This window comes from Corynebacterium ulcerans (genome assembly GCF_000767685.1).
In the GTDB taxonomy this organism is placed as follows: Bacteria; Actinomycetota; Actinomycetes; order Mycobacteriales; family Mycobacteriaceae; genus Corynebacterium; species Corynebacterium ulcerans.
On record NZ_CP009622.1, the window covers coordinates 2,313,949 to 2,340,015 of the forward strand.

At 52.2% G+C, this 26,067-nt stretch carries 18 protein-coding genes, 3 rRNA genes and 2 pseudogenes; 9 read left to right on the plus strand and 14 right to left on the minus strand.

Annotated features, from left to right (window positions below; translation table 11 throughout):
* Positions 1 to 289: 289 nt before the first annotated feature.
* Positions 290 to 610, plus strand: coding sequence for a histone-like nucleoid-structuring protein Lsr2 (locus CULFRC11_RS10380; RefSeq protein ID WP_013912582.1), 321 nt, complete (start codon positions 290 to 292; stop codon positions 608 to 610).
* Positions 611 to 665: 55 nt separating this feature from the next.
* Here the strand turns inward: CULFRC11_RS10380 and CULFRC11_RS10385 are convergent, their stop codons facing one another.
* Positions 666 to 1,304: a response regulator gene (locus CULFRC11_RS10385; RefSeq protein WP_013242864.1), complete on the minus strand. Its 639-nt coding sequence runs from the start codon at positions 1,302 to 1,304 to the stop codon at positions 666 to 668.
* Between the two features lie 135 nt (positions 1,305 to 1,439).
* Positions 1,440 to 2,765, minus strand: a complete 1,326-nt coding sequence (locus CULFRC11_RS10390; protein ID WP_023636499.1) for a sensor histidine kinase — start codon at positions 2,763 to 2,765, stop codon at positions 1,440 to 1,442.
* Between CULFRC11_RS10390 and CULFRC11_RS10395 the strand changes: the two genes are divergently transcribed.
* A complete protein-coding gene (locus CULFRC11_RS10395) occupies positions 2,764 to 3,336 on the plus strand; it encodes a DUF2020 domain-containing protein (protein WP_013912584.1) in 573 nt (190 codons plus the stop codon). The genes CULFRC11_RS10390 and CULFRC11_RS10395 overlap by 2 nt on opposite strands.
* A gap of 75 nt (positions 3,337 to 3,411) precedes the next feature.
* On the opposite strand, the gene CULFRC11_RS11330 is transcribed toward CULFRC11_RS10395, so the two are convergent.
* Positions 3,412 to 3,564 (minus strand): hypothetical protein, encoded by a 153-nt coding sequence (locus CULFRC11_RS11330; protein ID WP_023636500.1) that lies wholly within the window; start codon positions 3,562 to 3,564, stop codon positions 3,412 to 3,414.
* Positions 3,565 to 4,452: a class E sortase gene (locus CULFRC11_RS10405; protein ID WP_031270702.1), complete on the minus strand. Its 888-nt coding sequence runs from the start codon at positions 4,450 to 4,452 to the stop codon at positions 3,565 to 3,567. It lies immediately after the preceding gene.
* A gap of 176 nt (positions 4,453 to 4,628) precedes the next feature.
* Between CULFRC11_RS10405 and yidC the strand changes: the two genes are divergently transcribed.
* Positions 4,629 to 5,840, plus strand: a complete 1,212-nt coding sequence (yidC, locus tag CULFRC11_RS10410) for a membrane protein insertase YidC (protein WP_031270703.1) — start codon at positions 4,629 to 4,631, stop codon at positions 5,838 to 5,840.
* On the opposite strand, the gene CULFRC11_RS10415 is transcribed toward yidC, so the two are convergent.
* Positions 5,837 to 6,463, minus strand: a complete 627-nt coding sequence (locus tag CULFRC11_RS10415; protein WP_095076252.1) for a TetR/AcrR family transcriptional regulator — start codon at positions 6,461 to 6,463, stop codon at positions 5,837 to 5,839. The genes yidC and CULFRC11_RS10415 overlap by 4 nt on opposite strands.
* A 179-nt stretch (positions 6,464 to 6,642) precedes the next feature.
* Between CULFRC11_RS10415 and CULFRC11_RS10420 the strand changes: the two genes are divergently transcribed.
* Positions 6,643 to 7,371: a queuosine precursor transporter gene (locus tag CULFRC11_RS10420; protein ID WP_023636503.1), complete on the plus strand. Its 729-nt coding sequence runs from the start codon at positions 6,643 to 6,645 to the stop codon at positions 7,369 to 7,371.
* A gap of 58 nt (positions 7,372 to 7,429) precedes the next feature.
* On the opposite strand, the gene CULFRC11_RS10425 is transcribed toward CULFRC11_RS10420, so the two are convergent.
* From CULFRC11_RS10425 to CULFRC11_RS11335, 3 genes are all read right to left on the minus strand, one after another.
* Positions 7,430 to 7,687, minus strand: a complete 258-nt coding sequence (locus tag CULFRC11_RS10425) for a GlsB/YeaQ/YmgE family stress response membrane protein (protein WP_013912590.1) — start codon at positions 7,685 to 7,687, stop codon at positions 7,430 to 7,432.
* A gap of 351 nt (positions 7,688 to 8,038) precedes the next feature.
* Positions 8,039 to 8,938, minus strand: coding sequence for a universal stress protein (locus CULFRC11_RS10430; RefSeq protein ID WP_023636504.1), 900 nt, complete (start codon positions 8,936 to 8,938; stop codon positions 8,039 to 8,041).
* Positions 8,939 to 9,152: 214 nt separating this feature from the next.
* Positions 9,153 to 9,296, minus strand: a complete 144-nt coding sequence (locus CULFRC11_RS11335) for a hypothetical protein (RefSeq protein ID WP_014836934.1) — start codon at positions 9,294 to 9,296, stop codon at positions 9,153 to 9,155.
* Between CULFRC11_RS11335 and CULFRC11_RS10435 the strand changes: the two genes are divergently transcribed.
* Entirely contained in the window at positions 9,289 to 10,272 is a 984-nt protein-coding gene (locus CULFRC11_RS10435) for a pseudouridine synthase (RefSeq protein ID WP_038620872.1), read from the plus strand. The two genes, CULFRC11_RS11335 and CULFRC11_RS10435, sit on opposite strands and share 8 nt — an antisense overlap.
* Before the next feature lie 156 nt (positions 10,273 to 10,428).
* On the opposite strand, the gene rrf is transcribed toward CULFRC11_RS10435, so the two are convergent.
* The 3 genes from rrf to CULFRC11_RS10450 all read right to left on the minus strand — a co-directional run bounded on the left by rrf (position 10,429) and on the right by CULFRC11_RS10450 (position 15,636).
* Positions 10,429 to 10,545 (minus strand): 5S ribosomal RNA (gene rrf / locus CULFRC11_RS10440).
* A gap of 114 nt (positions 10,546 to 10,659) precedes the next feature.
* Positions 10,660 to 13,745: ribosomal RNA gene (locus CULFRC11_RS10445) — 23S ribosomal RNA — on the minus strand.
* A 370-nt stretch (positions 13,746 to 14,115) separates the two neighbouring features.
* Positions 14,116 to 15,636, minus strand: a 16S ribosomal RNA gene (locus CULFRC11_RS10450).
* The 16S, 23S and 5S rRNA genes sit together here, the layout of an rRNA operon.
* 939 nt (positions 15,637 to 16,575) lie before the next feature.
* Here CULFRC11_RS10450 and CULFRC11_RS10455 point away from each other — a divergent pair.
* Positions 16,576 to 21,516 carry a DEAD/DEAH box helicase gene (locus CULFRC11_RS10455; protein ID WP_038620874.1) on the plus strand — a complete coding sequence of 1,647 codons (4,941 nt, stop codon included), beginning with the start codon at positions 16,576 to 16,578 and terminating at the stop codon, positions 21,514 to 21,516.
* Between the two features lie 18 nt (positions 21,517 to 21,534).
* Here CULFRC11_RS10455 and CULFRC11_RS10460 read toward each other — a convergent pair whose 3' ends face one another.
* Positions 21,535 to 21,909, minus strand: a complete 375-nt coding sequence (locus tag CULFRC11_RS10460) for a GntR family transcriptional regulator (protein ID WP_023634705.1) — start codon at positions 21,907 to 21,909, stop codon at positions 21,535 to 21,537.
* A gap of 250 nt (positions 21,910 to 22,159) precedes the next feature.
* On the opposite strand from CULFRC11_RS10460, the pseudogene CULFRC11_RS11490 reads away from it, so the two are divergent.
* Together CULFRC11_RS11490 and CULFRC11_RS11495 are read left to right on the plus strand one after the other, a co-directional pair.
* Positions 22,160 to 22,729, plus strand: a pseudogene (locus CULFRC11_RS11490) (NYN domain-containing protein); the annotation flags it as partial.
* Positions 22,730 to 23,200: 471 nt separating this feature from the next.
* Positions 23,201 to 23,542 (plus strand): annotated as a pseudogene (locus CULFRC11_RS11495) (NYN domain-containing protein); the annotation flags it as partial.
* A gap of 105 nt (positions 23,543 to 23,647) precedes the next feature.
* Here the strand turns inward: CULFRC11_RS11495 and CULFRC11_RS10470 are convergent.
* Both CULFRC11_RS10470 and trxA read right to left on the minus strand, forming a co-directional pair.
* Positions 23,648 to 24,520 carry a PspA/IM30 family protein gene (locus CULFRC11_RS10470; RefSeq protein WP_023634707.1) on the minus strand — a complete coding sequence of 291 codons (873 nt, stop codon included), beginning with the start codon at positions 24,518 to 24,520 and terminating at the stop codon, positions 23,648 to 23,650.
* Between the two features lie 618 nt (positions 24,521 to 25,138).
* A complete protein-coding gene (gene trxA / locus CULFRC11_RS10475) occupies positions 25,139 to 25,507 on the minus strand; it encodes a thioredoxin (protein ID WP_013912598.1) in 369 nt (122 codons plus the stop codon).
* A gap of 225 nt (positions 25,508 to 25,732) precedes the next feature.
* On the opposite strand from trxA, the gene CULFRC11_RS10480 reads away from it, so the two are divergent.
* Complete coding sequence (locus CULFRC11_RS10480; RefSeq protein WP_013912599.1) at positions 25,733 to 25,936, plus strand: heavy-metal-associated domain-containing protein; 204 nt, start codon at positions 25,733 to 25,735, stop codon at positions 25,934 to 25,936.
* Positions 25,937 to 26,067: the final 131 nt, after the last annotated feature.

The following is a 26,067-nucleotide window of genomic DNA, read 5'->3' on the forward strand; positions in this document are numbered from 1 at the left end:
GCATTAATAATGAAAATGGCCACCACAATATTGAAGGAATAAATAAATAGAAATCAAACCCAACTAGGAAGATCTGCCGAAAGTAAGATTCTATTAGAAAGATACAGATAGTAATTACATCTTTTGAGGGATAATATACTGAATTAGTTCATTCCAAAGTACATTCTTTGTTACCCGTATGCCTTTGAGTTTGAATTTAGCAATGATGGCAACTGTCTCTTTGTTACAACAAACGCTTACCTGCAGATGGTTAAGCACATTGAGCGATTAATAGTAAAGGGGCACTAACGTGGCACGCCGAGAAATCACCCAATTTTTTGATGATCTAGATAACAGTCCACTCGAGGAATCCGAGGTTCACGTTATCTCTTTCAGCTTTGATGGAGAAGACTTCATCATCGATCTCTCAGAGGAAAATGCAGAAAAGTTCCGCGAGGCTATCCGCCCATATATGGACAAAGCCACAAAAACTGTCAGCCAACGCACCCCTGTGGGACACGACCCTAAGGACGTACGCCAATGGGCTAAGTCTAAAAAACTAGACGTTGCAGCACGCGGCAAAATCCCACAAGAGATCATCGACGCCTTCATCCAGGCACATAAGCGATAGACAAACAAGTACACGCGCCTCTCTTCAACAAGAGAGGCGCGTGTTGTCTTTTACGCTATAAAACGCCCTGTTCACGAGCAATAGCAACAGCCGAAGTCCGGGAACGGACACCCAGCTTGTCATAAATATGCACAAGGTGGCTCTTCACTGTTGCCTCAGAAAGCAACAGAACACGCCCGATATCCCGATTGGAAGAGCCTCCAGCAACCAATTTCAAGACCTCCAACTCGCGCGGAGTCAGTGAGGTACGAGGAGTCCGCACACGGGTCATAAGCCGGTTGGCTACCGTGGGGGAAAGCGTGGAGTCGCCTTCCGCCGCAGAGCGAACAGCAGCAAGCAGTTCCTCCGGCGGAGCATCCTTAAGCAGATATCCCAGCGCCCCAGCTTCAATAGCCCCCAAGATGTCTGCGTCGGTGTCATAGTTGGTCACAACCAACACATGAGGTGATTTTTCCATGGTGCGCTTTATTTCAGCGGTAGCATCGGCACCATTGGTCAGCCGTGTGCCTTCCACTCCCGGCCCAAAACGTAGGTCCATGAGGATCACATCGATTCCACCTGCTTGGGCTGCCGCTATAGCGCCTTCTGCGGTGGCTACTTCCCCGATAACCTCGATATCGTCCGCGCTTTCCAGGACTGCGCGCAGGCCTAGTCGAACGATCTCGTGGTCGTCGGCAAGCAAAACTCGAATCATGTGATGATCACGCCTTTCTTTTTCCTGCTACGCCACGCGCTGGCGGGGCAGACACACAACTAACTTAGCCCACCCTTGTAACTAATTCTATATCGTGTCACCTGCCGCTTTACCCCATCCATAAGCAAGACCACATTATGACTCTGCGCGTATGGGAAGCGCCACCGATACAGCAGTTCCATCGCCCGGCGCAGATTCCACTTCCAACGTTCCGCCCTGTTCCTCTGCGCGCTGTCTCATCGCATTAATCCCAATGTGTCCTAAACCTGCTGGACGATTAGCCACCTGTTCAGGGTCAAATCCTTGCCCGTTGTCCACAACATCCAGACGTACTTCATCATCCGCATACGTGAGCGTTACTTGGCACCTCTCCGCCTGTGAATGCTTTGCGACGTTACCCAGCGCCCCCTGACCAATACGCAGCAATGCAGCTTCTGTGCGCATGGGCAGCTGTCGCTCTACCCCCTCAACCAGGATAGAAATCTCTGGTGAAACAATCTGTTCTGCAACACGGTGCAAAGCCCCCTCCAACGAGGTTTTACTCAACGCCGCCGGCTGTAATGCAGCGATCATCGCGCGTGCCTCACTCAGATTATCTGCCGCAGTAGTGCGGGCCAGCTCCATTCGCTTTAGAGGAACAGCTTGTTCTTCTTCACTCATGCTGGAGTTTTTAATATCTTGTTCTGATACCCGGAGCAACATCTGGATGCTCGATAATCCTTGTGCCAACGTATCGTGAATTTCATGGGCAATGCGCTGCCGCTCGGCCGCCACTCCTGCTGCTCGCTCGGTCTCCGCCAATTGCGAACGCGTAGAAATAAGCTCCTGTATCAATAAATCGCGTTCCCGCGCGCCTTTCCAGATTGCCTCAAAGGCAAAGTGGATTGCGATCACCACAAGAGCAGACACAAGCGGCCCCATGACTGCACCTAAAGTCAGATCAGGCATCTGACTAAAGATCGCTATGATGGTTGCCCCTATAACTGCGATGATCCCTCGTATGTCTGGCAATACGCGTAGGTACAAGAAAAACAGTGGAAACACCATGTACACAGACACTGGAACGATGGGAAGCATGAGCACCCACACCAGAGTCAACGCCCCGAGGAACAGCAGGATCTGCCATAGCTTGGTGTATTGACCAAGCACGATGAGCGAGTAAATAAGAGCAAAAAAGGCACTAAGCACTACCGCGATCATCGCTGACCGGGTATCTAGCCTCACAACCCCACCCACGGAAACGATCAACAAAACCATGGTCAAAATGTTCATGGCACGGTAATAAAGCGCCGCACCAGGTTGTCCCACGTGCTCTTCTAGATGAACGTCCATGAGATCTCCGCCTGTGACGTCGAAAAGCCCCGATAGTGTGTCCCCTGCAAAATTTTCATCGCCATACTGCCCTCTCTCGCGGGGGAAACGTACACTATTAGGGTCTTGAGGATCTAGGCTTAGTCGCATGAGACGTACCTTACTGCCTATAGCTCTTATTGCAGTGACACTGACGGCAGCCGGATGTGGAAGCAACACAACTTCGTCATCTAGCGCCGCTTCCACCGCCGCAACCGGGGGCGCTAACGAGGCCCCTCTTCCCGATTCGGGGCTCCCCGCAGAAGCCCTCCCGGAAGTCCCCGAGGGGAAAAATGGTTGGACAGAGTGCCCTTATCTCGACTCAAACTGGGTTGCAGACACCAACGGACAGCGCATGGTCGGCCAAGGCATAGATTCTCGCTTTGACACCCCTGCCTGTGTTTTCTGGTCTTATCCGGAAGACCCCCAGGCCACTGTGATGGTACGGCACATGGCTACCGAACAAGACGCCATCAAGGTCGTCGATTGGGCCGCCCCGATCGATACCACCGAGCCTGCCGAAGAACCTGCAGGTTGGTCAGGCGGACGCATCGGCAACGAGAAGGGCGCCACCTACGCGGTACAAAAGGGCAACGTAGCGGTAGTGGTTTTTAGTAATCAGCCGCAGTCACTCAAAGCAGAGCTGATTGCCAAAGAGACCATCTCCCGGTTGGCACTGTAAGCGTCGTCAGAAAAGAAAAGAGGCTACCGGTTAGCTCGGTAGCCTCTCGCGCTATTCTGCATGCAACTCACATGCTTAGACTGCCACGTCGTTATAGGGCATAAGAGTAGATACCCAGGGGAACACAACCTCCATGAGGAGGAAGAAAACCGCTACCGCAACAACGAGGGCAAGAAGAACTTTTATCGGCCAAGGCCCCGGTAGACAGCGCCAAAATAATCCATACATTTACTTTTCCTCCAATGCGGCGGGTTTCTCCCCGGAGCCATTCTTAGGGATCGTCTCAGTAAGCATTGCATGGACGATCATGCGTTCTGCGTTAGAGAACTGCGGGTGGCATGTAGTCATCGTCATCACGCTCTCCATGTCATCGCCAGCTGTGGTGATATCTGTCCCAGGAAGGGAACTAATCGTATTCACGTCGCCGGGGGTGGTGATGTATCGACCACTAATGCTCGAATAGTCGCCGTGAGCAACGCGCTCGATCTGCTCTGGAGTTAGGCAGCGCTCGGCCTCAGCACGGCGCTGTTCTCCAAAGGAATCGATGGGGAGAACTCGATACACATTCCATGCGTTTTGGGTTTCCACCACGACAGCATCGCATGCGCGTAAGTTACCCAAATCATTAAAGGGAGCACCTTTACCCACCCGGTGGCCCGCGACAGCAAAGTTGCCTTTTTCTCCCGGCAACTGAGTGTCCTGATAATGTCCGGGGCCTGCCTCTAGATCCGTGTCCGATGTTCCCTCGACGATCGCAAACTGAAAGTCGGATCCAAAGGCCGGTATGTACATTCGAGCAAAAGCCGCACCAAGCTCAGGGGTGATCTTCTTGCGCGGATTCACTCGCTCGTTGTCCCACTGGTTTTGTAGCTGGTTATTAGCCTCATTCTGAGCCTTCCCAGATGCAATATTGGTCCAATAAGACTCGTAGAATGCAAAGAGGAAGAAAAGGATGCCGGCGGTCAACAGGATCTCACCCAAGATTTGGGTAAAGGTCACGCGTGGGCGCTTCTTATGGCTTCCGGTTTTCGACTCAGACGCGCTGTGTCGGCCGACTCCATGTCTGTGTTTCGGCTCTCCCCCAGAGGGAGCACCTGGGGCTGTAGAACTGGTCATTGCTTCCTTAACTTCTGTAATCCAGGTAGGTAGAAGTAGTGTAGCCCGCTTTTTCACGTCGTCCACTACTACGCGTACTCTTTTTATTGTTCTTTTATTACGCTGAGCTTGTAACCAGAGCTGCCGCACCGGTGTATTCATAGCTCGTCGATGCGCATATGCGCACGCAGGTTGGAATGGAGACAGTACCGCTCGTGATAGAGATATTTATCTACCCAGTGTCTGGGGTGATGAAGCTTTGGCACCTCTTCTTGGCCAACATGCTCGGTATGCCAGCTTCGCTTGCATGGGCTTTATCCCTGTTTGCTCTTGTTATTACGGTACGAGGCATTGTGGCACCGTTTACGTGGATGCAGCTTAAATCCGGTCGCGCAAGTATTCTCATGCGTCCTAAGCTCAAGCGGTTGCAAGAAGAATACGAGGAAAAGACTGATAAGGAATCAATCCTTGAGTATCAGCAGAAGCAAAAGGACCTGCGCAAAGAGTACGGCTACAGCGTGCAAGCTGGTTGTGTCCCTGCTCTGATCCAGATTCCGGTCTTCCTCGGCCTTTATCAAGTGTTGCTGCGTATGGCACGGCCGGTTGAGGGATTGGACGCAAACGAACATGCTCCTATTGGATTACTCTCGTCGGATGACGTCAGCGCTTTCCTCAATTCCCGAGTCTCCGACGTGCCGCTTCCAGCGTATAACGCCATGTCTGCTGAGCAGCTCGCTCGACTTAACACCACATACGATGCCGTCCATGCTTTTGTGACCCCGCTCATCATCGCGGCGTGCGTTTTTACCGTGATCAACCTGATCATTTCTGTAGTACGCAATAACTATGCGGTGGATCATGACTCGGGCCTGGCAGTACAACTCAACCGCTTTTTGATCATCATGATCTTTTTCACCCCGCTGACGCTGATCGGCTTGGGTCTAAGATCTCCTATTCCCGCAGCTATTTGCATGTATTGGGTGGCTAACAACCTGTGGACGTTGATACAAAATGCACTGATGTACCTTGTACTTCGCATCAAGTATCCGTTCGACGAGGAGCACCAAGCCTTTCAAGCCCATCGACGCCACCAGCGTCGTCAACGCGTTCAGGAGAAAAAAGCTTGCACCCGCGCTTTACGACGCAAGCGTCTTGCCGCGATCATCATGCCTTGGCATTTCTCCCGCTATCGAGCAGAGATAGCGGAGATCAAAGAGGAGCGTCGTAAAGCTAAAGCAGAAGAAAAAGCCCGCAAAAAAGCCCTTGCTCAAGAACGGAAAGCAGCTCGCGATGAGATAGACAAGGAACGAGCTGAGGAGCGAAAGCAAGCAGCGGAAAAAAAGCGTGCTGAGCGGGCTGCCGCACGTGCCAAGAAGTCAGCTGAAAAATCTGCTGAGGAAACTACCTAAATCGAGTAATCGGCGGGGGGCGCAGACAAAAGCTGTACGGCTAACTCTCGAGCGGTTTTGAGTGATTCCAGCGAATGATTCAGTCGCCCGCCTGCGAGACCTCCATCAAGGAAGATCATCAGCTGCTGTGCCTGGGTGGTTCCGGGATAGCCGTTCTTCTCTGTAAGCAGATCGGTGAGCGTTGTCAGACACCAGTCTCGGTGTTCTTTCACCGCTAGCACGATCCCCTTTTCCATATCTGTTTCTGGACGAGGGTACTCATTAGCAGCATTTTGGAAGTGAGATCCTCTGTAATGTTTCTGAGGTTCTTCTTCAATGCATTGGTCAAAAAAAGCCAGAATTTTATCCTCGGGCTGCACCATATTTTTTGTGCGCTCGTAATAAGATGCACGCCACTGCTCATCAAGGTTTTCTATATAAGCGATGACCAGGGCATCTTTGGAGCCGAAAAGTGAGTACAGACTGGCTTTTGCTACATCCGCTTCCCTCAGGATCCTATCGATACCGATGACACGAATGCCCTCGGTGGTAAAAAGGCGTGTAGCGCTTTCTAGGAGGCGTTGTCTTGGACTCGGGCGGTTACGACGCCGCCCCGCAGTTTTCGCACTCTTCGCCTCGGCCAAAAGAGCCACTTCCTTCCTATGGGAGCTAGTAACAACGAATGTAAAGGGTACTACGTGCAACTACTGTCAGCCCATTCCAGTAGACATGCACAGACTAGTCTACTCACTTCGCTCAGGGAAACCGACCCCATAGGTAGCCAGCTATAATTTCGCCCCTCTGTTATGGCACGATACGATCCATGACTATTTCAGATCCCCTCAACTCTGGGCAGGGCGCAGCCGATGATTCCGCTGCGTCCGTCACTACCTCAGACCCTTCCAAACCGGCACGCTTCATCGCCGTGCAACGTAGCTATTATCCGTTGCTGCTCACGTTATTCGTGGCTATCTTCCTCATCTCTAATATCAACGCCACCAAAGGCGTGGCCCTCGGCCCCATCATCACCGACGGAGCCTTCTTCCTATTCCCCGCCGCCTACGTCATCGGCGACGTACTCTCCGAGTGCTACGGATTTCGCGCTACTCGACGCGCCATCTGGACCGGATTCTTTGTCATGCTTGTGGCCGTGATCTCCTTCTATGTGGCGATCTGGCTACCCTCTGCAGACTTTTACACTGGACAAGAAGCCTTCGTTGCCACTCTAGGATTAGTGCCACGCATCGTCTTAGCTTCGCTTGCGGGTTACCTCGTTGGACAGCTTCTCAACTCATACGTACTCGTGGCTATCAAAAAGCGCACTGGAGAACGTTCTCTGTGGGTCCGGCTCATAGGTTCAACCATCGTCGGAGAATTCGGCGATACGCTCATTTTCTGTATCATCGCGGCCCCGGTCATTGGCATCACTACTTTTGCTGACACCGCAAACTACACTCTCGTCGGATTCTTCTGGAAAACGGCAGTGGAAATCCTTGTTCTTCCCATCACCTATGCGGCTATCGCTTGGGTGAAAAAGAAAGAAGACTACTAATTTCATAGAAAGAAGGGCGGACGAGAAACCTCGTCCGCCCTTTCTTTTTGTTGGGTCGCTACTTGCGAACCATCTGAACAATACTGAGCAAGATCACCGCGCCGAGCAAGCAGGTAAGGAAGCTAAAGATAAGGCCGCCGCCAGCAACATCTACGCCGAAGAGTTTCAGGAGCCAGCCACCCAAAAGGCCGCCGACAACACCGACGAGAATGTTGAGGCCAATACCTTGCTGAGCATCAGTGCCTTTGATCTTGGAGGCAATCCAGCCAGCAAGACCACCAATAATGATCCAACCGATAATTCCTAGACCTAGCATGTTGACTCCTTAAATGATGTCTATTCGAGCTCCGTCTCCGGACCCTACGTCCTGAAAGTCCAGCGCTCACTTGCTATCTTCCACGCTAGGCCGAAAACTACGTGTGCGTGGGTCTCCCTTCTCCAAAAGCCTTGCACACACCCATAGTTTGCCGATTTGTAACCCAAAGACTGCCACACCGATCCGCATATATTCATTAAAAATAACAATTGAACAAAGAATAACTAATCTGTGAAGTTTTCCAGGGTTTTTCGCTGATTAGCTTCAACGAAGGTCGTTTTTCGGTGAAGCAGAACACAAAAAAGCCAGCCTCCCTATTCAAGAAGGCTGGCTATGCACGTGAGAAACCTATTAGGCGTTATCAGTCGGGCGTACTACCACCATCGGACACGGAGCCGACTGGAGGAGTGCACGAGAAGTGGAACCCAGCAACATGCCGCGGAACCCACCGCGTCCGTGAGAACCAACGACCAACAACTGTGCATCCTTCGCAGAATCTTCCAATGCACGAATCGGACGGTCCCTAGTAATCACCATGTCCACATCCACGTCTGGGAAGCGCTCCAACAACGGCTGAATGCGGTCGTGGAGAAGCTGTGTCTGCTCATCCTCAATCACATTCCATTCCTGCTGTGCTGCTGCCAAACCGGCCAGGGAAGCCTGAACCTGCATGTCCATCCACGTGTGGATAGCCACTAGCTTTGCACCACGAGCCTGAGCCTCTTCAAAAGCGAACTCTGTTGCCCGCTGAGAAACTTCCGAGCCATCCACGCCGACCACGACGGGGCCGTACTTGTTGGTGTCAGTTACCTGGTTGTCCTCGCGAACCACCACTACTGGGCACTTGGCGTGGCTCACCACAGCGGCAGAAACGGATCCCATAACCATGCCAGACAGGCCTCCCAAGCCACGAGATCCCATCACGATCATGGTGACGTCACTAGACATCTCCAGGAGCATGTCGATGGGGCTTCCCTCTGCAATGGTGTAGCCAATCTTGATGTCCGGTGCCACCTCGTGCGCGATGGTTCGAGCGGCCTCGACGGTTTCCATGGTCTCCGTCTGGAGCTCGTCGAAAAGCTCCTGCGGCGGGACCATTCCCTCAGCGTAGAGGAACTGGGGCATGGTGTAGCTGGCGGCCAAGCGCAGTGGAACACCACGCTTGTTTGCGGTGTTTGCCGCCCAGCGAACCGCATTATTTGATGCTTCAGAGCCGTCAACTGCGACGACGACGATGTTCTCGGCAGTCATTTTCCTGAGCCTTTCTTCACGGGGCGACACGGAATCTCCGCATCCACTGTGGCCTCACAACCAAGGCCGATTCAACCACCATAGGTGGCCAATCACACTTTCCATGTTAGCGCTCGACGGCGCCACATACTACCGGTTGTAACCAGTCTGAGGGTAGCTGCGGACTAATCCAATAGAAAACGGCACTCACTAGCGATTAGTCGCTATGGAATAACTACTTCGCTTCAGGAAGCGTCGCTGCTGGGGCGTTCGCAGGGTAGAAGAAGGAATAGATCGCCTGAAGAATATTCGCAATAACTCGGCCAATTCCTTGGCTAAAGAAGTCCATGACCGGAAGCAAGATAGCATTAATGTCCATGGAAGATAGGGTAGTACACGTTCCCCGTGGCCAAGCACCTTTACCGGTAAAAGATGGCCTCAACCCCACCAGAGTGAGGGTACCCGAAGAATGCGCTGGGGTGAGCGCCTACGAGTTCGCATGGGAGCTTATAGCGTCGCAACGCCGCCGGCATCCCGATGACACTCCTGAAGCACTCCTTGCGCGCTTTCAGCAGGATCAGGTGATCATCGGCCCTAAGTTCCGCATTGCTGCCCCAGATACGCCGCTCAAAGCCAACGAGGATATCTGGTTCTACCGCACCCCCGCTCCGGAAACGCCGGTCCCCTACAGCTGCGAAACTATTTACGAAGATGAGAACCTTCTTGTGGTGAATAAACCGCCATTTCTGGCCACCATGCCCCGAGGAAAACACATCACGCAGACCGCCACCGTGCAGATGCGTCGCGCGACTGGCAACGGCGAACTCTCGCCCGCGCACCGTCTCGACCGCCTCACCTCTGGCATTTTGGTTTTCACTAAAAATCGTAAAGTTCGCGGCGCCTATCAAAGTCTCTTTGCCGAGCGAAAAGTAACCAAAACCTACCACGCAATCGCACGCTTCAGAGATGATCTAACCGGCAACACCCTCTGGCGCGACCACATGACCAAAACACCAGGCGACATACAAGGACACATCGTCCCAGGTCCCCCAAACGCCGAGACTTTGCTTGTCGACGTCACCAAGCTCAGCGCACAAGAAACAGCCCAGTTACAACAACTTCACAACGTCACCACGCCCCTGGCACGCTACACGCTTCAACCACACACAGGACGCACCCATCAGCTACGGCTCCACATGTGGGCAGCTGGTGTTCCCATCCTCGGTGACCCTGCCTACCCCACTATCCTCCCAGAAGAGGAGGAAGACTTCCGTGTTCCTATGCACCTTATGGCTTATCGGTTAGCCTTCTGCGACCCCATCAACAACACCCCCCGGTGTTTTACTACGGAATAAACCCCACACCCCACACACCCCCTTTCACCCAAAAAAAGGGGTGATCTATGTGTGGGTACACAAAAAGAAGGAGAGTCTAAGCACCACACCCACCCCCACAGGGTAAGGCATCATACCTAGACTCTCCATAATTTTTTTGTTTGTATCAAATTTTTTGGTTGGCGGCGACCTACTCTCCCACACCCTCCCAGGTGCAGTACCATCAGCGCAATCGGGCTTAGCTTCCGGGTTCGGAAAGGGACCGGGCGTACCCCCGACGCTATAACCACCAACACATCCTATATAACACAACACACACGTGTCATGTCAGACACTGCACAGTGAACACAAGCAACAAAACTCTTCTTCTTTTTAAACGCTCCAGGCACAACACATTCACACCACATAAGGTGGTTGTTTATCGGTAAATTAGTACCAGTCACCTCCAAGTGTTACCACTCTTCCAGATCTGGCCTATCAACCCCCTCGTCTAGAGGGAACCTCAAAAGAAACCTCATCTTAAAACAGGCTTCCCGCTTAGATGCTTTCAGCGGTTATCCCTTCCGTACGTAGCCAACCAGCCCTGCCACGGGCGTGACAACTGGCACACTAGAGGTACGTCCGTCCCGGTCCTCTCGTACTAGGGACAGCCTTCTTCAAGTTTCAACGCGCACGGCGGATAGAGACCGAACTGTCTCACGACGTTCTAAACCCAGCTCGCGTGCCGCTTTAATGGGCGAACAGCCCAACCCTTGGGACCTACTCCAGCCCCAGGATGCGACGAGCCGACATCGAGGTGCCAAACCATCCCGTCGATATGGACTCTTGGGGAAGATCAGCCTGTTATCCCCGGGGTACCTTTTATCCGTTGAGCGACACCACTTCCACAAGTAGGTGCCGGATCACTAGTCCCGACTTTCGTCCCTGCTCGACCTGTCAGTCTCACAGTCAAGCTCCCTTGTGCACTTACACTCACCACCTGATTGCCAACCAGGCTGAGGGAACCTTTGGGCGCCTCCGTTACATTTTAGGAGGCAACCGCCCCAGTTAAACTACCCACCAGGCACTGTCCCCAACCCAGATCATGGGCCAAGGTTAAGGTGCTCAATCCGATCAGAGTGGTATTTCAACTTGCGACTCCACCACACCTAGCGGCGCAGTATCACAGTCTCCCACCTATCCTACACAAACCGAACCAAACACCAATACCAAGCTATAGTGAAGGTCCCGGGGTCTTTTCGTCCTGCCGCGCGTAACGAGCATCTTTACTCGTACTGCAATTTCACCGGGCCTGTGGTTGAGACAGCAGGGAAGTCGTTACGCCATTCGTGCAGGTCGGAACTTACCCGACAAGGAATTTCGCTACCTTAGGATGGTTATAGTTACCACCGCCGTTTACTGGGGCTTAAATTCTCCGCTTCGACCCCACAAGGGATCTAACAGGTCCTCTTAACCTTCCAGCACCGGGCAGGCGTCAGTCCGTATACATCAACTTCCACGTTTTCGCACGGACCTGTGTTTTTAATAAACAGTCGCTTCCCTCTATTCTCTGCGACCACCGTCAGCTCCATCAGTCTGTCACCAACAATGGTCCCCCTTCTCCCGAAGTTACGGGGGCATTTTGCCGAGTTCCTTAACCACAGTTCACCCGATCGCCTTAGTATTCTCTACCTGACTACCTGTGTCGGTTTAGGGTACGGGCCATAATGACACTCGCTAGAGGCTTTTCTCGACAGTACAGGATCACCAACATCAACCAAAAAGGTCTACGCATCACGCCTCACCCTATATGCAGCACGGATTTACCTATGCCACGGGCCACACGCTTACACCACAATCCAATAAGTGGCTCGGCTACCTCACTGCGTCACCCCATCACTTGGCTACTACCAACGAAGGTCCCACGCACAACCACACACACCCACACAAAGTATGAACACATGCAATTAATGGGCGGTTAGTACCACTGATTCACCACTTGTCGCATCACCACGGGTACCAGAATATCAACTGGTTATCCATCGACTACGCCTGTCGGCCTCGCCTTAGGTCCCGACTCACCCTGGGAAGATTAGCTTAACCCAGGAACCCTTAGTCATCCGGCGGAAAAGTTTTCCACTTTTCATTCGTTACTCATGCCTGCATTCTCACTCGCACACACTCCACACCCGGTCACCCAAATGCTTCACCACATGCACGACGCTCCCCTACCCAACCAACAAAAAATGTTGACTGCCGCGGCTTCGGCGGTGTACTTGAGCCCCACTACATTGTCGGCGCAGAACCACTCGACCAGTGAGCTATTACGCACTCTTTCAAGGATGGCTGCTTCTAAGCCAACCTCCTGGCTGTCTTCGCGATCCCACATCCTTTTCCACTTAGTACACGCTTAGGGGCCTTAACCGGCGATCTGGGCTGTTTCCCTCTCGACCAACGGAGCTTATCCCCCGCAGTCTCACTGCCACGCTATAACATTACCGGCATTCGGAGTTTGGCTGACATTGCTAAGATTGTAGTCCCGCTCAACCAACCAGTAGCTCTACCTCCAGCAAGAAACACGCAACGCTGCACCTAAATGCATTTCGGGGAGAACCAGCTATCACGGAGTTTGATTGGCCTTTCACCCCTACCCACAGCTCATCCCCTCAGTTTTCAACCTAAGTGGGTTCGCGCCTCCACAAAGTCTTACCTCTGCTTCACACTGGCCATGGGTAGATCACCCCGCTTCGGGTCCAGGACATGCCACTAACAACACCCTCGTTAGGATTCGCTTTCGCTACGGCTACCCACCAAAAGGTTAACCTCGCGACATGCCGCTGACTCGCAGGCTCATTCTTCAAAAGGCACGCCATCACCCCACAAAAGAGGCTCTGACGGATTGTAAGCACACGGTTTCAGGTACTATTTCACTCCCCTCCCGGGGTACTTTTCACCATTCCCTCACGGTACTAATCCGCTATCGGTCATTACAAGTATTTAGGCTTACCGGGTGGTCCCGGCAGATTCACAGCAGATTCCACGAGCCCGCTGCTACTCGGGGACATGCACAACCAGCGCACACATGCTTTCACGTACAGGACTCTCACCTTCTACGGCAGGCGTTCCCACACCACTTCCGCTAACACATGCACAAACCAGCAAAAAGATGGCAGCCTTTTTAACGCACACACCCCACAACACCACACACGCAACCCCTGCCAGGTATCACACGCACATGGTTTAGCCTCATCCACGTTCGTTCGCCACTACTAACGGAATCACAATTGTTTTCTTCTCCTACGGGTACTGAGATGTTTCACTTCCCCGCGTAAACCCCCACAACAGCTATGAATTCACTGAAGGGTAACCACACATAACTATGGCCAGGTTTCCCCATTCGGACACCCTCGGATCAACGCTCTATTGGCAACTCCCCGAGGCCTATCGCGGCCTTACACGTCCTTCATCGGCTCATAATGCCAAGGCATCCACCGTGTGCCCTTAAAAAACAACACACACAAAATATGCAAACAAAAAATACCAAGAACTAAAAAGAATAAAGATTATTACTCGCGTCCACTATACAGTTCTCACACAACACAACCACCCCCACACCAACAACAACCCACACAGGCCATCACCAGCACAAAAGCAGCCACAAGAATCAACACAACAGTGCATCATCCCAGACACCCAACAGCATGCCAACACAACAAACAAACAATCCTACAACCAACACAACACAACAACACACCATCACACAACCATGCACAGCCACCATCTGATTAGCAGCACACAATCACACACAACTTTGCTCCACCCGGATTTACAAATAAACAACAACAAACACCAACCAGTGAATGCTGGAAAAATAAAACTCCTTAGAAAGGAGGTGATCCAGCCGCACCTTCCGGTACGGCTACCTTGTTACGACTTCGTCCCAATCGCCGATCCCACCTTCGACCACTCCCCCCAGAAAACTGGTTGGGCCATGGGCTTCGGGTGTTACCAACTTTCATGACGTGACGGGCGGTGTGTACAAGGCCCGGGAACGTATTCACCGCAGCGTTGCTGATCTGCGATTACTAGCGACTCCGACTTCATGGGGTCGAGTTGCAGACCCCAATCCGAACTGAGGCCGGCTTTCAGCGATTCGCTCACCCTCACAGGCTCGCAACGCGTTGTACCGACCATTGTAGCATGTGTGAAGCCCTGGACATAAGGGGCATGATGATTTGACGTCATCCCCACCTTCCTCCGAGTTAACCCCGGCAGTCTCTCATGAGTCCCCACCATAACGTGCTGGCAACATAAGACAAGGGTTGCGCTCGTTGCGGGACTTAACCCAACATCTCACGACACGAGCTGACGACAACCATGCACCACCTGTATACAAACCACAAGGGAAAACGTATCTCTACGCCGATCTTGTATATGTCAAGCCCAGGTAAGGTTCTTCGCGTTGCATCGAATTAATCCACATGCTCCGCCGCTTGTGCGGGCCCCCGTCAATTCCTTTGAGTTTTAGCCTTGCGGCCGTACTCCCCAGGCGGGGCGCTTAATGCGTTAGCTACGGCACGAAAGTCGTGGAAGACCCTCACACCTAGCGCCCACCGTTTACGGCATGGACTACCAGGGTATCTAATCCTGTTCGCTCCCCATGCTTTCGCTCCTCAGCGTCAGTTACTGCCCAGAGACCTGCCTTCGCCATCGGTGTTCCTCCTGATATCTGCGCATTCCACCGCTACACCAGGAATTCCAGTCTCCCCTACAGCACTCAAGTTATGCCCGTATCGCCTGCACGCCCGGAGTTAAGCCCCGGAATTTCACAGACGACGCGACAAACCACCTACGAGCTCTTTACGCCCAGTAATTCCGGACAACGGCTCGCACCCTACGTATTACCGCGGCTGCTGGCACGTAGTTAGCCGGTGCTTCTTATACAGGTACCGTCACAAAAGCTTCGTCCCTGTCGAAAGAGGTTTACAACCCGAAGGCCGTCATCCCTCACGCGGCGTCGCTGCATCAGGCTTGCGCCCATTGTGCAATATTCCCCACTGCTGCCTCCCGTAGGAGTCTGGGCCGTATCTCAGTCCCAATGTGGCCGTCCACCCTCTCAGGCCGGCTACCCGTCGACGCCTTGGTAGGCCATTACCCCACCAACAAGCTGATAGGCCGCGGGCTCATCTCGTACCGAAAAAACTTTCCACCACACACACTAAAGTGCGGTCCTATCCAGTATTAGACCCAGTTTCCCAGGCTTATCCCAGAGTACGAGGCAGATCACCCACGTGTTACTCACCCGTTCGCCACTCGAGTACCCCCGAAGGGGCCTTTCCGTTCGACTTGCATGTGTTAAGCACGCCGCCAGCGTTCGTCCTGAGCCAGGATCAAACTCTCCACAAAAAATCAGTCCAATAAAAGACCAACCAGGCTTCGTGAAAAGCCCAACCAAAACTGGCAAAAAAACAAACAACCAACAAAAAATAATCCATTGATCATTCATCAAAAAAATAATGAAAAAAGTAAAGCAAAAAACAGTGATCATCGATGCCTTGACGAGACAACACAACAACCACCCAACACCCACACACTGTGTGACTATTGTTTGTTCACATGGAATCCCACACCACAACCCACACAGGGCCATAAGCATGAAACACAACCATGTTTCGCATAAACAACTCATTTCCTTAGCACAACATTTTTACAAGCAAGCCACACTTGCCGGCCAAAACTGTGTACACCGTGATCATCACATAAAACATCATGTGATAACGCATCATTGTTTAACTACAAAACGTAGCTATCACCATGTCAACCATAAAATATATTTATAAGTACATTGGCACACTATTGAGTTCTCAAACAACACACCCACACCCCACACACCAACGATATTGGCGTGTACTGAGATGTAAGAATAATTTTTGTTTATCGCCTGCTTGTTTTCCTCTCGCCTTACACTCACTGATTCACAACCACCTTCGTGGTGTTTGCCTCTGTGAGGGGCGCTGTCGGTCGCGGCGACTCACATAAAGTTACACACCACATAAAGAACACACAACTCCCCAGGTCAGAACATGTTTTTTAAACAAAGAGTTAACTACTTAATCCGAGAAAGCGTTCCACCGTGCCCTGTTGCGGCTCCGCACAACGCATCCATTTATCCACGGCAGTGATTCTCTAATGCGTTCCGCAATGCTTGAGCGTCTTTCTTGAGAACACGCCCGAGCCGCTCGAGAGACTCAAGGGCATAAACCAGCGTTGACAACACATCGAATACGGGGGGACGATTTCTAACTCCTTTGGTTTCGTCTCTGCGCTCATAAGAAAATAGAAACCATGGCTACTTTCGATGAGGTCCTCGATCAACTGCGTGACAACCAACCACAAGGCAAGTATGGAATTGCCTTTGAGAAGTTGATGGTTAATTTCTTCAGGACTGACCCCACCCTGGCGAATGAGTTTGATGAGGTTCATCGTTGGGTTGACTGGAAATGCAACGGTGGAAAAGCAGACACCGGCATTGACCTTGTCGCGCGCCGCAAAGAGGACTCTCGTTGGGTAGCAATCCAAGCAAAGTTTTATCTCCCAACAACAAGTATCCAGAAGCGGAATCTAGATTCTTTCTTTGAAGCCTCCGGCCATTCTTTTGAGACCGAGAACGGTAAAGAACATTTCGCCCACCGCATTGTCATCTCCACAACGGACAAGTGGGGTAAGAATGCAGAAGAAGCATTAGAGAACCAGCAAATTCCAGCAAGTCGTATCGGCTATTCCGACATTGCACGCTCCCCTATCAACTGGGAGATAGTGTTCCCAGGATCTGAAATTAACGTGCATCTGACTCGTCGAGAAGCGTTCGCGCCGCGCAAGCACCAGCAGCAAGCTATCGACAAAGTCATTGAAGGCTTTGAGACGCACGATCGCGGCAAACTCATCATGGCATGCGGTACGGGTAAGACGTTCACCTCGCTGCGACTAGCCGAACAGATCGCAACCAACAATGGCGGCAAAGCTCGCGTACTTTTCCTCGTCCCATCGATCGCTTTGTTGTCGCAGACCCTGCGCGAGTGGACTGCCCAGACAACAATGGACCTCAAGACTTTTGCAGTGTGCTCGGATAGCAAAGCTGGCAAGCAGGCTGAAGACATCGCAATCCATGATCTTGAGGTTCCCGTCTCCACCACGGGCGCCGATATCGCTGCGCGTTTCCAGCACGGCAAGCGCGCAGCAGGGCTGAATGTGGTGTTCTCCACCTACCAGTCAATCCAGGCTGTCCACGAAGCTCAGCAAGCGGGTCTAGAAGAATTCGACCTCGTTATCTGCGACGAGGCACACCGCACCACCGGCGTCACCTTGGCTAATCAAGACGCCTCCAACTTCGTACGTGTGCATGATGCTCACTACATCAAGGCCGCCAAGCGTTTGTACATGACTGCAACCCCACGTCTGTACGACGACGCGACCAAGGGCAAAGCAAAAGATCACTCCGCAGAGGTCGTCTCCATGGACGATGAAGCAATCTACGGTCCAGAATTGCATCGCCTAGGCTTCGGTGAAGCAGTCGACAAAGGCCTGCTTACTGACTACCGCGTCCTGGTCATGACCGTGGATGAAGACGTCGCTGCCGAAGCAATGACACGCCACACCCAAGAAGGTATGAACCTCACAACCGCATCCGCAATGATCGGTGCTTGGAATGGCCTGGCCAAACGCAGTGGCAAACTCCAAGGCAACAAGGGAGGCTTTGAGAAAGACGCAGCACCGATGAAGCGCACTGTTGCGTTTGCAAAAGACATTAAAACCTCGAAGCTCATCTCGGAGTCCTTCCCAGCGCTCATCGCCAGTCATCAGGACACATTGCGCTCACACGCTGCCGTCAACGATGTCTCCCTACACAATGTTGATGTCGGCGTTGCTGCAGAGCACGTAGACGGCGGCATGAATGCCATGGTGCGAGGCAAAAAGATCTCGTGGCTGGAAGCTGATATCGACGATGATGAGACTCGCATCCTAACTAATGCCCGCTGCTTGTCTGAGGGCGTGGACGTTCCAGGCTTAGACGCTGTTATCTTTTTTAATCCACGAAACTCCATGGTGGATGTTGTCCAGTCCGTGGGGCGTGTGATGCGCAAGAAGGAAGGTAAGGACTACGGCTACATCATTTTGCCGGTTGCCGTTCCTCCTGGAAAATCTCCATCGGAAGCACTCAATGACAACACCCGCTTCAAGGTTGTGTGGCAGATTCTCAATGCACTTCGCGCGCACGACGATCGTTTCAACGCAAAGGTCAATTCCATTGGTCTTAACGATGGGCAAGCACAGGAACTTCCCATCGATATTGATCACGTTGAGGCCCACAAGGAAAAGCTGGACAAGAAAGACACTGAAGCTTATAAGACTGACTCTGAGGTCACTGAAGTCCTTACCCTGTTTTCCTTAGAACAGTGGCAGGAGGCAATGTACACCAAGCTTGTGGACAAAGTAGGCACCCGCACCTACTGGGAGGACTGGGCTGATGACGTTGCTGTTATAGCGGAGAACCAGATCACCCGTATCAAAGCGATTCTTGATAACGCCGATAAAAAGATGTCTGCGGAATTCGAGGCGTTCGTCGAGGGGCTGCGCAACAACCTCAACAACGGCATCACCCCTGATGATGCGATCTCGATGCTGTCTCAGCACCTGATTACCGCACCGGTGTTTAACGCGCTGTTTGATAACTACAACTTCACCCAGCACAACCCTGTCGCCCAGGTCATGCAACGCATGGTCACAGCGCTTGAGAAGTACAACCTTAACGACGAGGCTGAAGGCCTGGAGAAGTTCTACGAGTCTGTGCGTGTACGCGCGTCTGAGGTTGCCACTGCGTCCGGCAAGCAGCAAGTGATTAAGGATCTCTACGAACGTTTCTTCCGTAAAGCATTCAAAAAGCAGGCCGAGTCCCTGGGCATCGTCTACACTCCCGTCGAAATCGTGGACTTCATCTTGCGTGCCGCAAATGATATTTCTCTCAAGCACTTTGGTAAAGGGCTAACCAATGAGGGCGTGTGTATCCTCGACCCATTCGCAGGTACCTCCACGTTCATGGTTCGTTTACTGCAATCTGGCTTGATCAAGCCAGAAGACCTCGCACGCAAGTACGCGAACGAACTCTTTGCCACCGAGATCATGTTGCTGGCGTATTACGTTTCTGCCGTAAACATCGAGACCACCTATAACGCGCTACGTGAAGAAGAAGCACTCCGTAATGGCCAAGAACCACCGGAGTATCAGCCTTTCATGGGCATTGCCTTAGCTGACACGTTCCAGATTCATGAAGACGGCGACATTCCCGACCTAGAGATCTTTGCTGACAATAATGCGACCATCGAGCGTCAAAAAGAAGCGCCGATCAACGTTATCGTCGGCAACCCTCCATACTCTGCCGGGCAGTCTAGCGCCAATGACCTCAACGCGAACCTCAAGTACCCATCCTTAGACACGCGCATTGCAGAAACCTATGCTGCAAATTCCACTTCCACCAACAAGAACTCCCTTTACGACTCCTATCTCCGTGCCTTCCGTTGGGCTACTGATCGGATTGGACACCAAGGAGTCGTAGCTTTTGTCACAAACAATGGCTGGATCGATGGGAATACTGGCGCCGGCGTGCGTTTATCCATGGCTGAGGACTTTACCGACGTCTACGTGATTAACCTACGAGGCAATTCCCGAACTTCAGGTGAAACTGCAAAGAAAGAAGGCGGAAACGTCTTTGACATTCGCGTAGGTGTCAGCGTGTTTGTTGGTGTGAAAGATCCAGCGCTTTCGCAGTTCACAATTCACTATTACAGCGCTGGAGACTACGAAACCAAAGGCGACAAACTAGCGTTTGCCAACACAGCACGACTTGAATCCCTTCCCTGGTCTCACATCGCTCCCAACGATGCAGGTGACTGGATTAATCAACGTAGCGAAGACTTCAACACCTGGCCAGTTATCGGCGATAAGAAATCCAATAATCTCAAGTTTTTTGAGACATTTTCTGCCGGCTTAAAGACAGGTCGCGACAGCTGGGCTTATGGGCGAACAAGAGAAAAGCTCCTCCAGAACCTCGAAACTCTCACCGCTACCTATCAACTAGCGACAAAAGAACTACAACGCTGGCTTACGCAAGAGGGAATAACAAATCCAAAAGAAGCGGATGTCACTGAGTTTCTTCGTTCCCACCCTCAGTTTGCAGATACAACCAAAATTTCGTGGAATCGGACGCTAAAGAACCTAGCTGCCAAAGGTACGGCGATTTCTGTTCAGCGGTCGAGAATCTACCGCTCACTTTACCGTCCCTTCACCGGTATGACTGCATACTTTGATGCGCCGCTGAACGATATGACCTACAGACTTCCATCAATATTCCCGACACCGGTGCATAAGAATGTTGGCTTCTACCAAGTTGGGGCAGGGTCTGCCGTTCCGTTCTCTGTTCTCTCAACCGACTTGCTTCCGAATCTTCACGTTACGGGCGCTGGATCTGGAGGCCAATACTTCCCTCGCTTCACCTGGGAGCCAGTCTCCACCGATGACGGTGGTTTGTTCGGCGCGGTGGACGTGGACAAGCAAGGCGAAACATCGATGTATGGGCAAGTTGGTGAAGTTGTTGACGGGTACGTACGCGTGGACAACATCACAAGCGAGATCCGGAAGCTGTATCGAGATGCTCTGGGAGCTGACCTCACAAGCGATGACATTTTCCATTTTGTGTACGGCAAGCTACATGATCCCGCTTACCGATCCACTTACGCGGCGGACCTGAAGAAAATGCTGCCTCATATCCAAACTCCAGCGTCACGCTCAGAGTTTGACAAGTTCGTGATAGCAGGCGAGAAACTCATGTCACTACATGTCGGATATGAAGATCTCGAGCCATACCCATTAGATATTCGCGTCAAAGGCGATGAACATGATCGCGAAACCTGGCGGGTAATCAAGCCTAAGTGGGCTAAGAAGAAAGATCCCGAAACCGGCAAGAGCGTCAACGATACAACCACCATGATCTACAACAGCAAGGTCACTATCGCCGGTATTCCTGAGGTTGCCGAGAAATACATGCTGGGGTCACGCTCGGCGTTGGCGTGGATCATCGACCGTTACCAGGTAAAGAAAGATACCAATTCTGGCATTGTCAATGATCCAAACGATTGGGCCGATGAAGTGGGCAATCCTCGCTACATCGTCGATCTTATTGGCAAGGTGACAACCGTTGCGGTTGAGAGCATGAAGATCGTAAGCAAACTTTAATAACAGTGTCTTGATAAGTCATGCGTAGAGTCCTCGGCTTTCAGCCACTCGGTCGATCAAGTTGTGCAATTCAGCTCTGGGAATATCGAGTTTGACGGCCTCGTCCACCAACGGAACAAGAAAGGCTGCCGCAAATTCATCCCGCCTTCGCGCTCGGATGAGGTCGGCCGCCCCTTCCGTAACAAACATCCCCAGGCCGCGGCGCTTCTCCAGAACGCCCTCTTCCACCAGAATCGTGAGCCCCTTACGGGCAGTCGCGGGGTTAATGGAGTGAAACGCAGCAAGCTCGTTGGTGGATGGTGCACGCTCACCCGCGGCAAGAGAGCCATCCACAATCGAATCTTGAATGAGCACGGCTATCTGCTTAAACAACGGTGCCGTTGTCTCGTCCATCCAACCCCCTCCTCCCCAGTTAGTTAATTACTCATGTAACTAACCATAGAACGAACCGCCGGCCGCCACAACCCATACACGTTTAAAAGCAACGACAGCGTAAAGCGACATCGCGCGAAAAAATCCCACACTACACCGCGATAACCTGGACTTTTGCAAAGTTGTATCGACTAATGAGGTCGGCATGATGCACACTAGAAGCACAAGACTTTTAGATTTTTAGAACAATGAAACGGATAAAACAGGAGCCATGCTTGAACGCACACAGGTCTTCGTCGATACCTCTTATCTACTCGCGAGCTTTTATAACTCGTGGGAAATCGGCGCTAGAGCCCAATTAGAAATCGATCTTCCCGAGGTAGTGGCAACCCTGGGCAATATGATCCAAAGCCAGTTAGGACAACCCGTACATCGCCAACTGTGGTACGACGGCATTCCCGATTCCGGCCCACATCGCTACCAGCGGGCATTACGAACATGCGATGGCGTCCAGTTACGTGCTGGCCAGCTTATTGAGTGGGGTGAGCGTCGTACGCAAAAAGGCGTGGATACTCGCCTTGTAGCAGACATGGTGCTTGCAGGGGCGCGTCGTGAGTTCACCGACATAGTTCTCGTCTCTGGCGACGCCGACATGATTCCAGGTGTACAAGAAGCCGTAAATGCCGGCGTTCGCGTCCATCTATATGGGTTTGGCTGGGACTCCATGTCCTCGGCGTTGCGCCACTGCTGCGACTCCACGACCATTCTCGACCCCCGCGAAGACTTCACCGACTGCATGCAGTTGGAGATCCTCGAGGGTCCCCTGCCGCCTGTTGTTCGTGCCCAGAACGACGAACTGCCGGATGAAAGCGACGAGCACGCGGATGGCATGGCAGCTCGCGACGATAGCGCAGACCCGGTTTTCTCAGAAAAAACTCCCGAGCCCAGCGACCTCGCGGACACCGCAACACCACCGCCATTCCCTACAGGCTCCGCACTACCGCACCGTCCCGGCGAGCCAGTATTGTCCGTCGAAGATTGCCTTGCAGAGACTCCAGAGAATCACGGCCAGTCCGCAGATCGTACCAGCTATACGCCCGCCAAAGACCTTGATAACGACAGCCCTGAAGACAAGGTTATCGGCAAACCAGAAGTCATAAACGCTGCGCCAACAGAGCCGCCAAAACCCGGCGCGCACCTTGTCGGCGATAATACTTCCGTCACAATAACCTCCACCGTGGAGGAATCCGTAGAGGTTACGCTCGAGCGCACGTCCACGGAATCCGAGGAGAAAGGTTCCTCTCCTCGGCCGACTCCCAGCCCATCTATGATGGCACCACGACGCAAGCTCCGCTCCCGATACGTCCCCCTCCCCAACGAGGTATGGTCTTCTGCTGGCTACCAGACCCCCTACGACGTGGGACGTCAGTACGCCATATGGTGGTATGACAATGCCGCGACACCTGAACAACGCGATTCCGCCCACCTCTTGTCCGGAGGTGGGCTCCCCCCAGAGATCGACCGGCCGCTTCTGCAATTCGCATGCGAAACGCTCCACGAGTACACGCTCACAGAAGCTCAACGTGTGGGCTTACGCGACGGATTCCATTCCGGCATACGGGGGCTTCTGATTAACAACCAGAAGGAAAGCTAACGGGATAAAAGAACAAGGGGCTCATACTCCTGCAGTGAAATTCTGTCAGAGTATGAGCCCCTTGACCGTACCGAGAAGGGTTACACCCGATGAGCTTGATCAGGATTACTCAGCGGTTTTTTCTTTCTTCTCGCTTTTTTCATCTTTTTCACTCGCGGGAGCTGCGGGAGCCACATCATCCTTGGGAGCCTCGTCCTTAGCCGACTCCCCTGCTTCAACTTCACCGGGCTTCAGCTCTTTTGCCGGCTGCTCTGCTGCATCGAGCTGTCCACGCATTTGTGCACGGATCTCCTCTAGCTTGGCAGAAGCACGCATATCCGCCCCGGCAGCATCAATTTCCTGGATACGGTCTCCCATGGTGTTGTGCATGAGCTCTTGAGCACCAAGCGCGTCAGCGTAGCGTCGTTCGATCTTCTCCCGAACTTGATCCAATGATGGAACATCGCGATCCGGATCGAGCGCCGTGATCTGATCCATCGCCTTGGTTGACGCTTCTTGCATCTTGGTCTGCTTGACCTGGCTCGAGAGCTGATCAATCTGCCCAAGCTGCTCGTGGAGGCGTGCCTCAGATTCCTTGACCTGCCTGGTCGCTTGCTCAGAGGCGGATACTGCCTGGGAGTGTAGCGCTTTAGTTTCTTCTATCTGCTGCTCAACGCTTACCAGCTGAGTTGCATAGATCTCTGCGACATTGAGTGATTCTTGCTTCTTTACCGGATCGGCTTCATTATCGCTTACCTCAATAGCGTTGCGAGCCTTCTGCTGGAGATCTTTTTGATCCGCAAGCAGACGGTTAAGCTTCATTTCCAGCTGGTTTTTATTGCCTATCACCGAGGCAGCTTGCTCACTGATCTTCTGGTGCTGCTCCTTAGCAGCATCGGTAGCCTGCTTAATTTGCACCATTGGATCAGCATTTTCATCGATCTTCTGGTCCAAGGATGCAGTCAAGTACTTCCAACCTTTAGCGAATGGGTTTGCCATGGAATGCTCCTAGTCTGTTCCTCGAGTAAAAGAATCGCTTGTGAAAATGTGTACGCCTTCAGCGAAGGCACAGATCATGTAGACCTTATGCTTATCGACGTCCACCAGCCGTACGTTACGGCCAGCTCGTCCCCGTCCCGCAGGTTGGGTACACCCCACAATTCTAGGTAATTCTCAGCGCAGCCGCTGGTAATTCGATAAGAGAAACCATCCGTATATCCCCCAATAAAAGACATCTTTTCGGATAAGTCCTCAAAGGTAGCAGGCCTTCTCCGGCAACTACCCTCCCAATCTGGGTTTTAGGTTAAAAATGCCAACAGCCCTAAAGCCATGGATTTTCATCGTTTTAAGCCCCTCACTCCCCTTTTAAAAAGAAATATTTCTATAACAAATAAAGGCGATTTAAATTAAAATTTATAATTCTGTAAGTTTGGTGTCATTTCTCAAACAACAAGTGACATTCGCCTCTACACCAGCCAAAGTTGGGTTCCGGAAGCTATGGCAGCCACGTAGCAAAAACAAAAGGGTCTGATTACACCGAACTACCGGAATCAGACCCTTATTTTCCCTGCCATAACACGGAGGGATGCACACACTTATAGATGCGCGCCCTTTCGCTTAAGCGTTATTATTCTGCTCAGCGATCTGACGCTTCACGTCCTCCATGTCAAGACCCTTGACCTGGCCAATAAGGTCTTCCAAAGCGGCAGCCGGAAGTGCACCAGCTTCGCGGTACACCAAGATTCCCTCGCGGAAAATCATGAGTGTAGGGATCGACTGAATCTGCAGAGCAGCCGCCAGCCCCTGGTTCGCCTCAGTGTCAAGCTTGGCAAAGACAACGTCAGTGTGGTTCTCGGAAGCCTTTTCAAAGGTCGGTGCGAATGCGCGGCAAGGACCGCACCACGATGCCCATGCATCGACGATAACGATCCCGTCCGTGGTAACTGTCTGCTCGAATGTGTCTTCCGTTACATCAATCGTTGCCATTGCAATAACTCCTCACGGTTATTTGTCGTGTTCTAATGAAAGCCAACGAGTATCAATTCAACAATATTCCCTTGGGGTCTTGTTGGAGCAAAGCGCAGTAATGGCAACACAGTTACTAGCTCAGAACTCACGGCACTACTTCTTGGGTAGCGTAGAAAGAGTGGCGCAACCTCTGAAGCAGACCACTAAAGATGCGTTTTATTAAAAGATAAGGGTGAATATTCAATGACTAAGAACTATTTTGTTGAAGGCATGACCTGCGCACACTGTGTTGCCTCTGTTACCGAAGAGGTCAACGAAGTTCCAGGTACCCAGGGCGTGGATGTTGATCTTGAGACCGGCCGCCTTATTGTGACTGGCCAAGATTTCACCGACGCTGAGATAGCAGCAGCAGTCAAAGAAGCTGGTTTCTCCATCAAAGAGCAGTAATTCTGCGACACCCCCGGCGATGTAGCACTCACCACCCGCTACGTCGCCGGTTTTAGTGTTTATAGGAATAGGTCAGCCTCCCCAATCGTTGGATAAAAGCATTAGGGCACAGAAGCGAGGTTAAGCATCCG

What these genes read in the sequence shown, in the direction of transcription:
- CULFRC11_RS10385 (WP_013242864.1), bottom strand. Translation starts at nt 1,304, where the DNA reads ATGATTCGAGTTTTGCTTGCCGACGACCACGAGATCGTTCGACTAGGC.
- CULFRC11_RS10395 (WP_013912584.1), top strand. Translation starts at nt 2,764, where the DNA reads ATGAGACGTACCTTACTGCCTATAGCTCTTATTGCAGTGACACTGACG.
- CULFRC11_RS10390 (WP_023636499.1), bottom strand. Translation starts at nt 2,765, where the DNA reads ATGCGACTAAGCCTAGATCCTCAAGACCCTAATAGTGTACGTTTCCCC.
- CULFRC11_RS11330 (WP_023636500.1), bottom strand. Translation starts at nt 3,564, where the DNA reads ATGTATGGATTATTTTGGCGCTGTCTACCGGGGCCTTGGCCGATAAAA.
- CULFRC11_RS10405 (WP_031270702.1), bottom strand. Translation starts at nt 4,452, where the DNA reads ATGACCAGTTCTACAGCCCCAGGTGCTCCCTCTGGGGGAGAGCCGAAA.
- yidC (WP_031270703.1), top strand. Translation starts at nt 4,629, where the DNA reads ATGGAGACAGTACCGCTCGTGATAGAGATATTTATCTACCCAGTGTCT.
- CULFRC11_RS10420 (WP_023636503.1), top strand. Translation starts at nt 6,643, where the DNA reads ATGACTATTTCAGATCCCCTCAACTCTGGGCAGGGCGCAGCCGATGAT.
- CULFRC11_RS10425 (WP_013912590.1), bottom strand. Translation starts at nt 7,687, where the DNA reads ATGCTAGGTCTAGGAATTATCGGTTGGATCATTATTGGTGGTCTTGCT.
- CULFRC11_RS10430 (WP_023636504.1), bottom strand. Translation starts at nt 8,938, where the DNA reads ATGACTGCCGAGAACATCGTCGTCGTCGCAGTTGACGGCTCTGAAGCA.
- CULFRC11_RS10435 (WP_038620872.1), top strand. Translation starts at nt 9,289, where the DNA reads ATGTCCATGGAAGATAGGGTAGTACACGTTCCCCGTGGCCAAGCACCT.
- CULFRC11_RS11335 (WP_014836934.1), bottom strand. Translation starts at nt 9,296, where the DNA reads ATGGACATTAATGCTATCTTGCTTCCGGTCATGGACTTCTTTAGCCAA.
- CULFRC11_RS10455 (WP_038620874.1), top strand. Translation starts at nt 16,576, where the DNA reads ATGGCTACTTTCGATGAGGTCCTCGATCAACTGCGTGACAACCAACCA.
- CULFRC11_RS10460 (WP_023634705.1), bottom strand. Translation starts at nt 21,909, where the DNA reads ATGGACGAGACAACGGCACCGTTGTTTAAGCAGATAGCCGTGCTCATT.
- CULFRC11_RS10470 (WP_023634707.1), bottom strand. Translation starts at nt 24,520, where the DNA reads ATGGCAAACCCATTCGCTAAAGGTTGGAAGTACTTGACTGCATCCTTG.
- trxA (WP_013912598.1), bottom strand. Translation starts at nt 25,507, where the DNA reads ATGGCAACGATTGATGTAACGGAAGACACATTCGAGCAGACAGTTACC.
- CULFRC11_RS10480 (WP_013912599.1), top strand. Translation starts at nt 25,733, where the DNA reads ATGACTAAGAACTATTTTGTTGAAGGCATGACCTGCGCACACTGTGTT.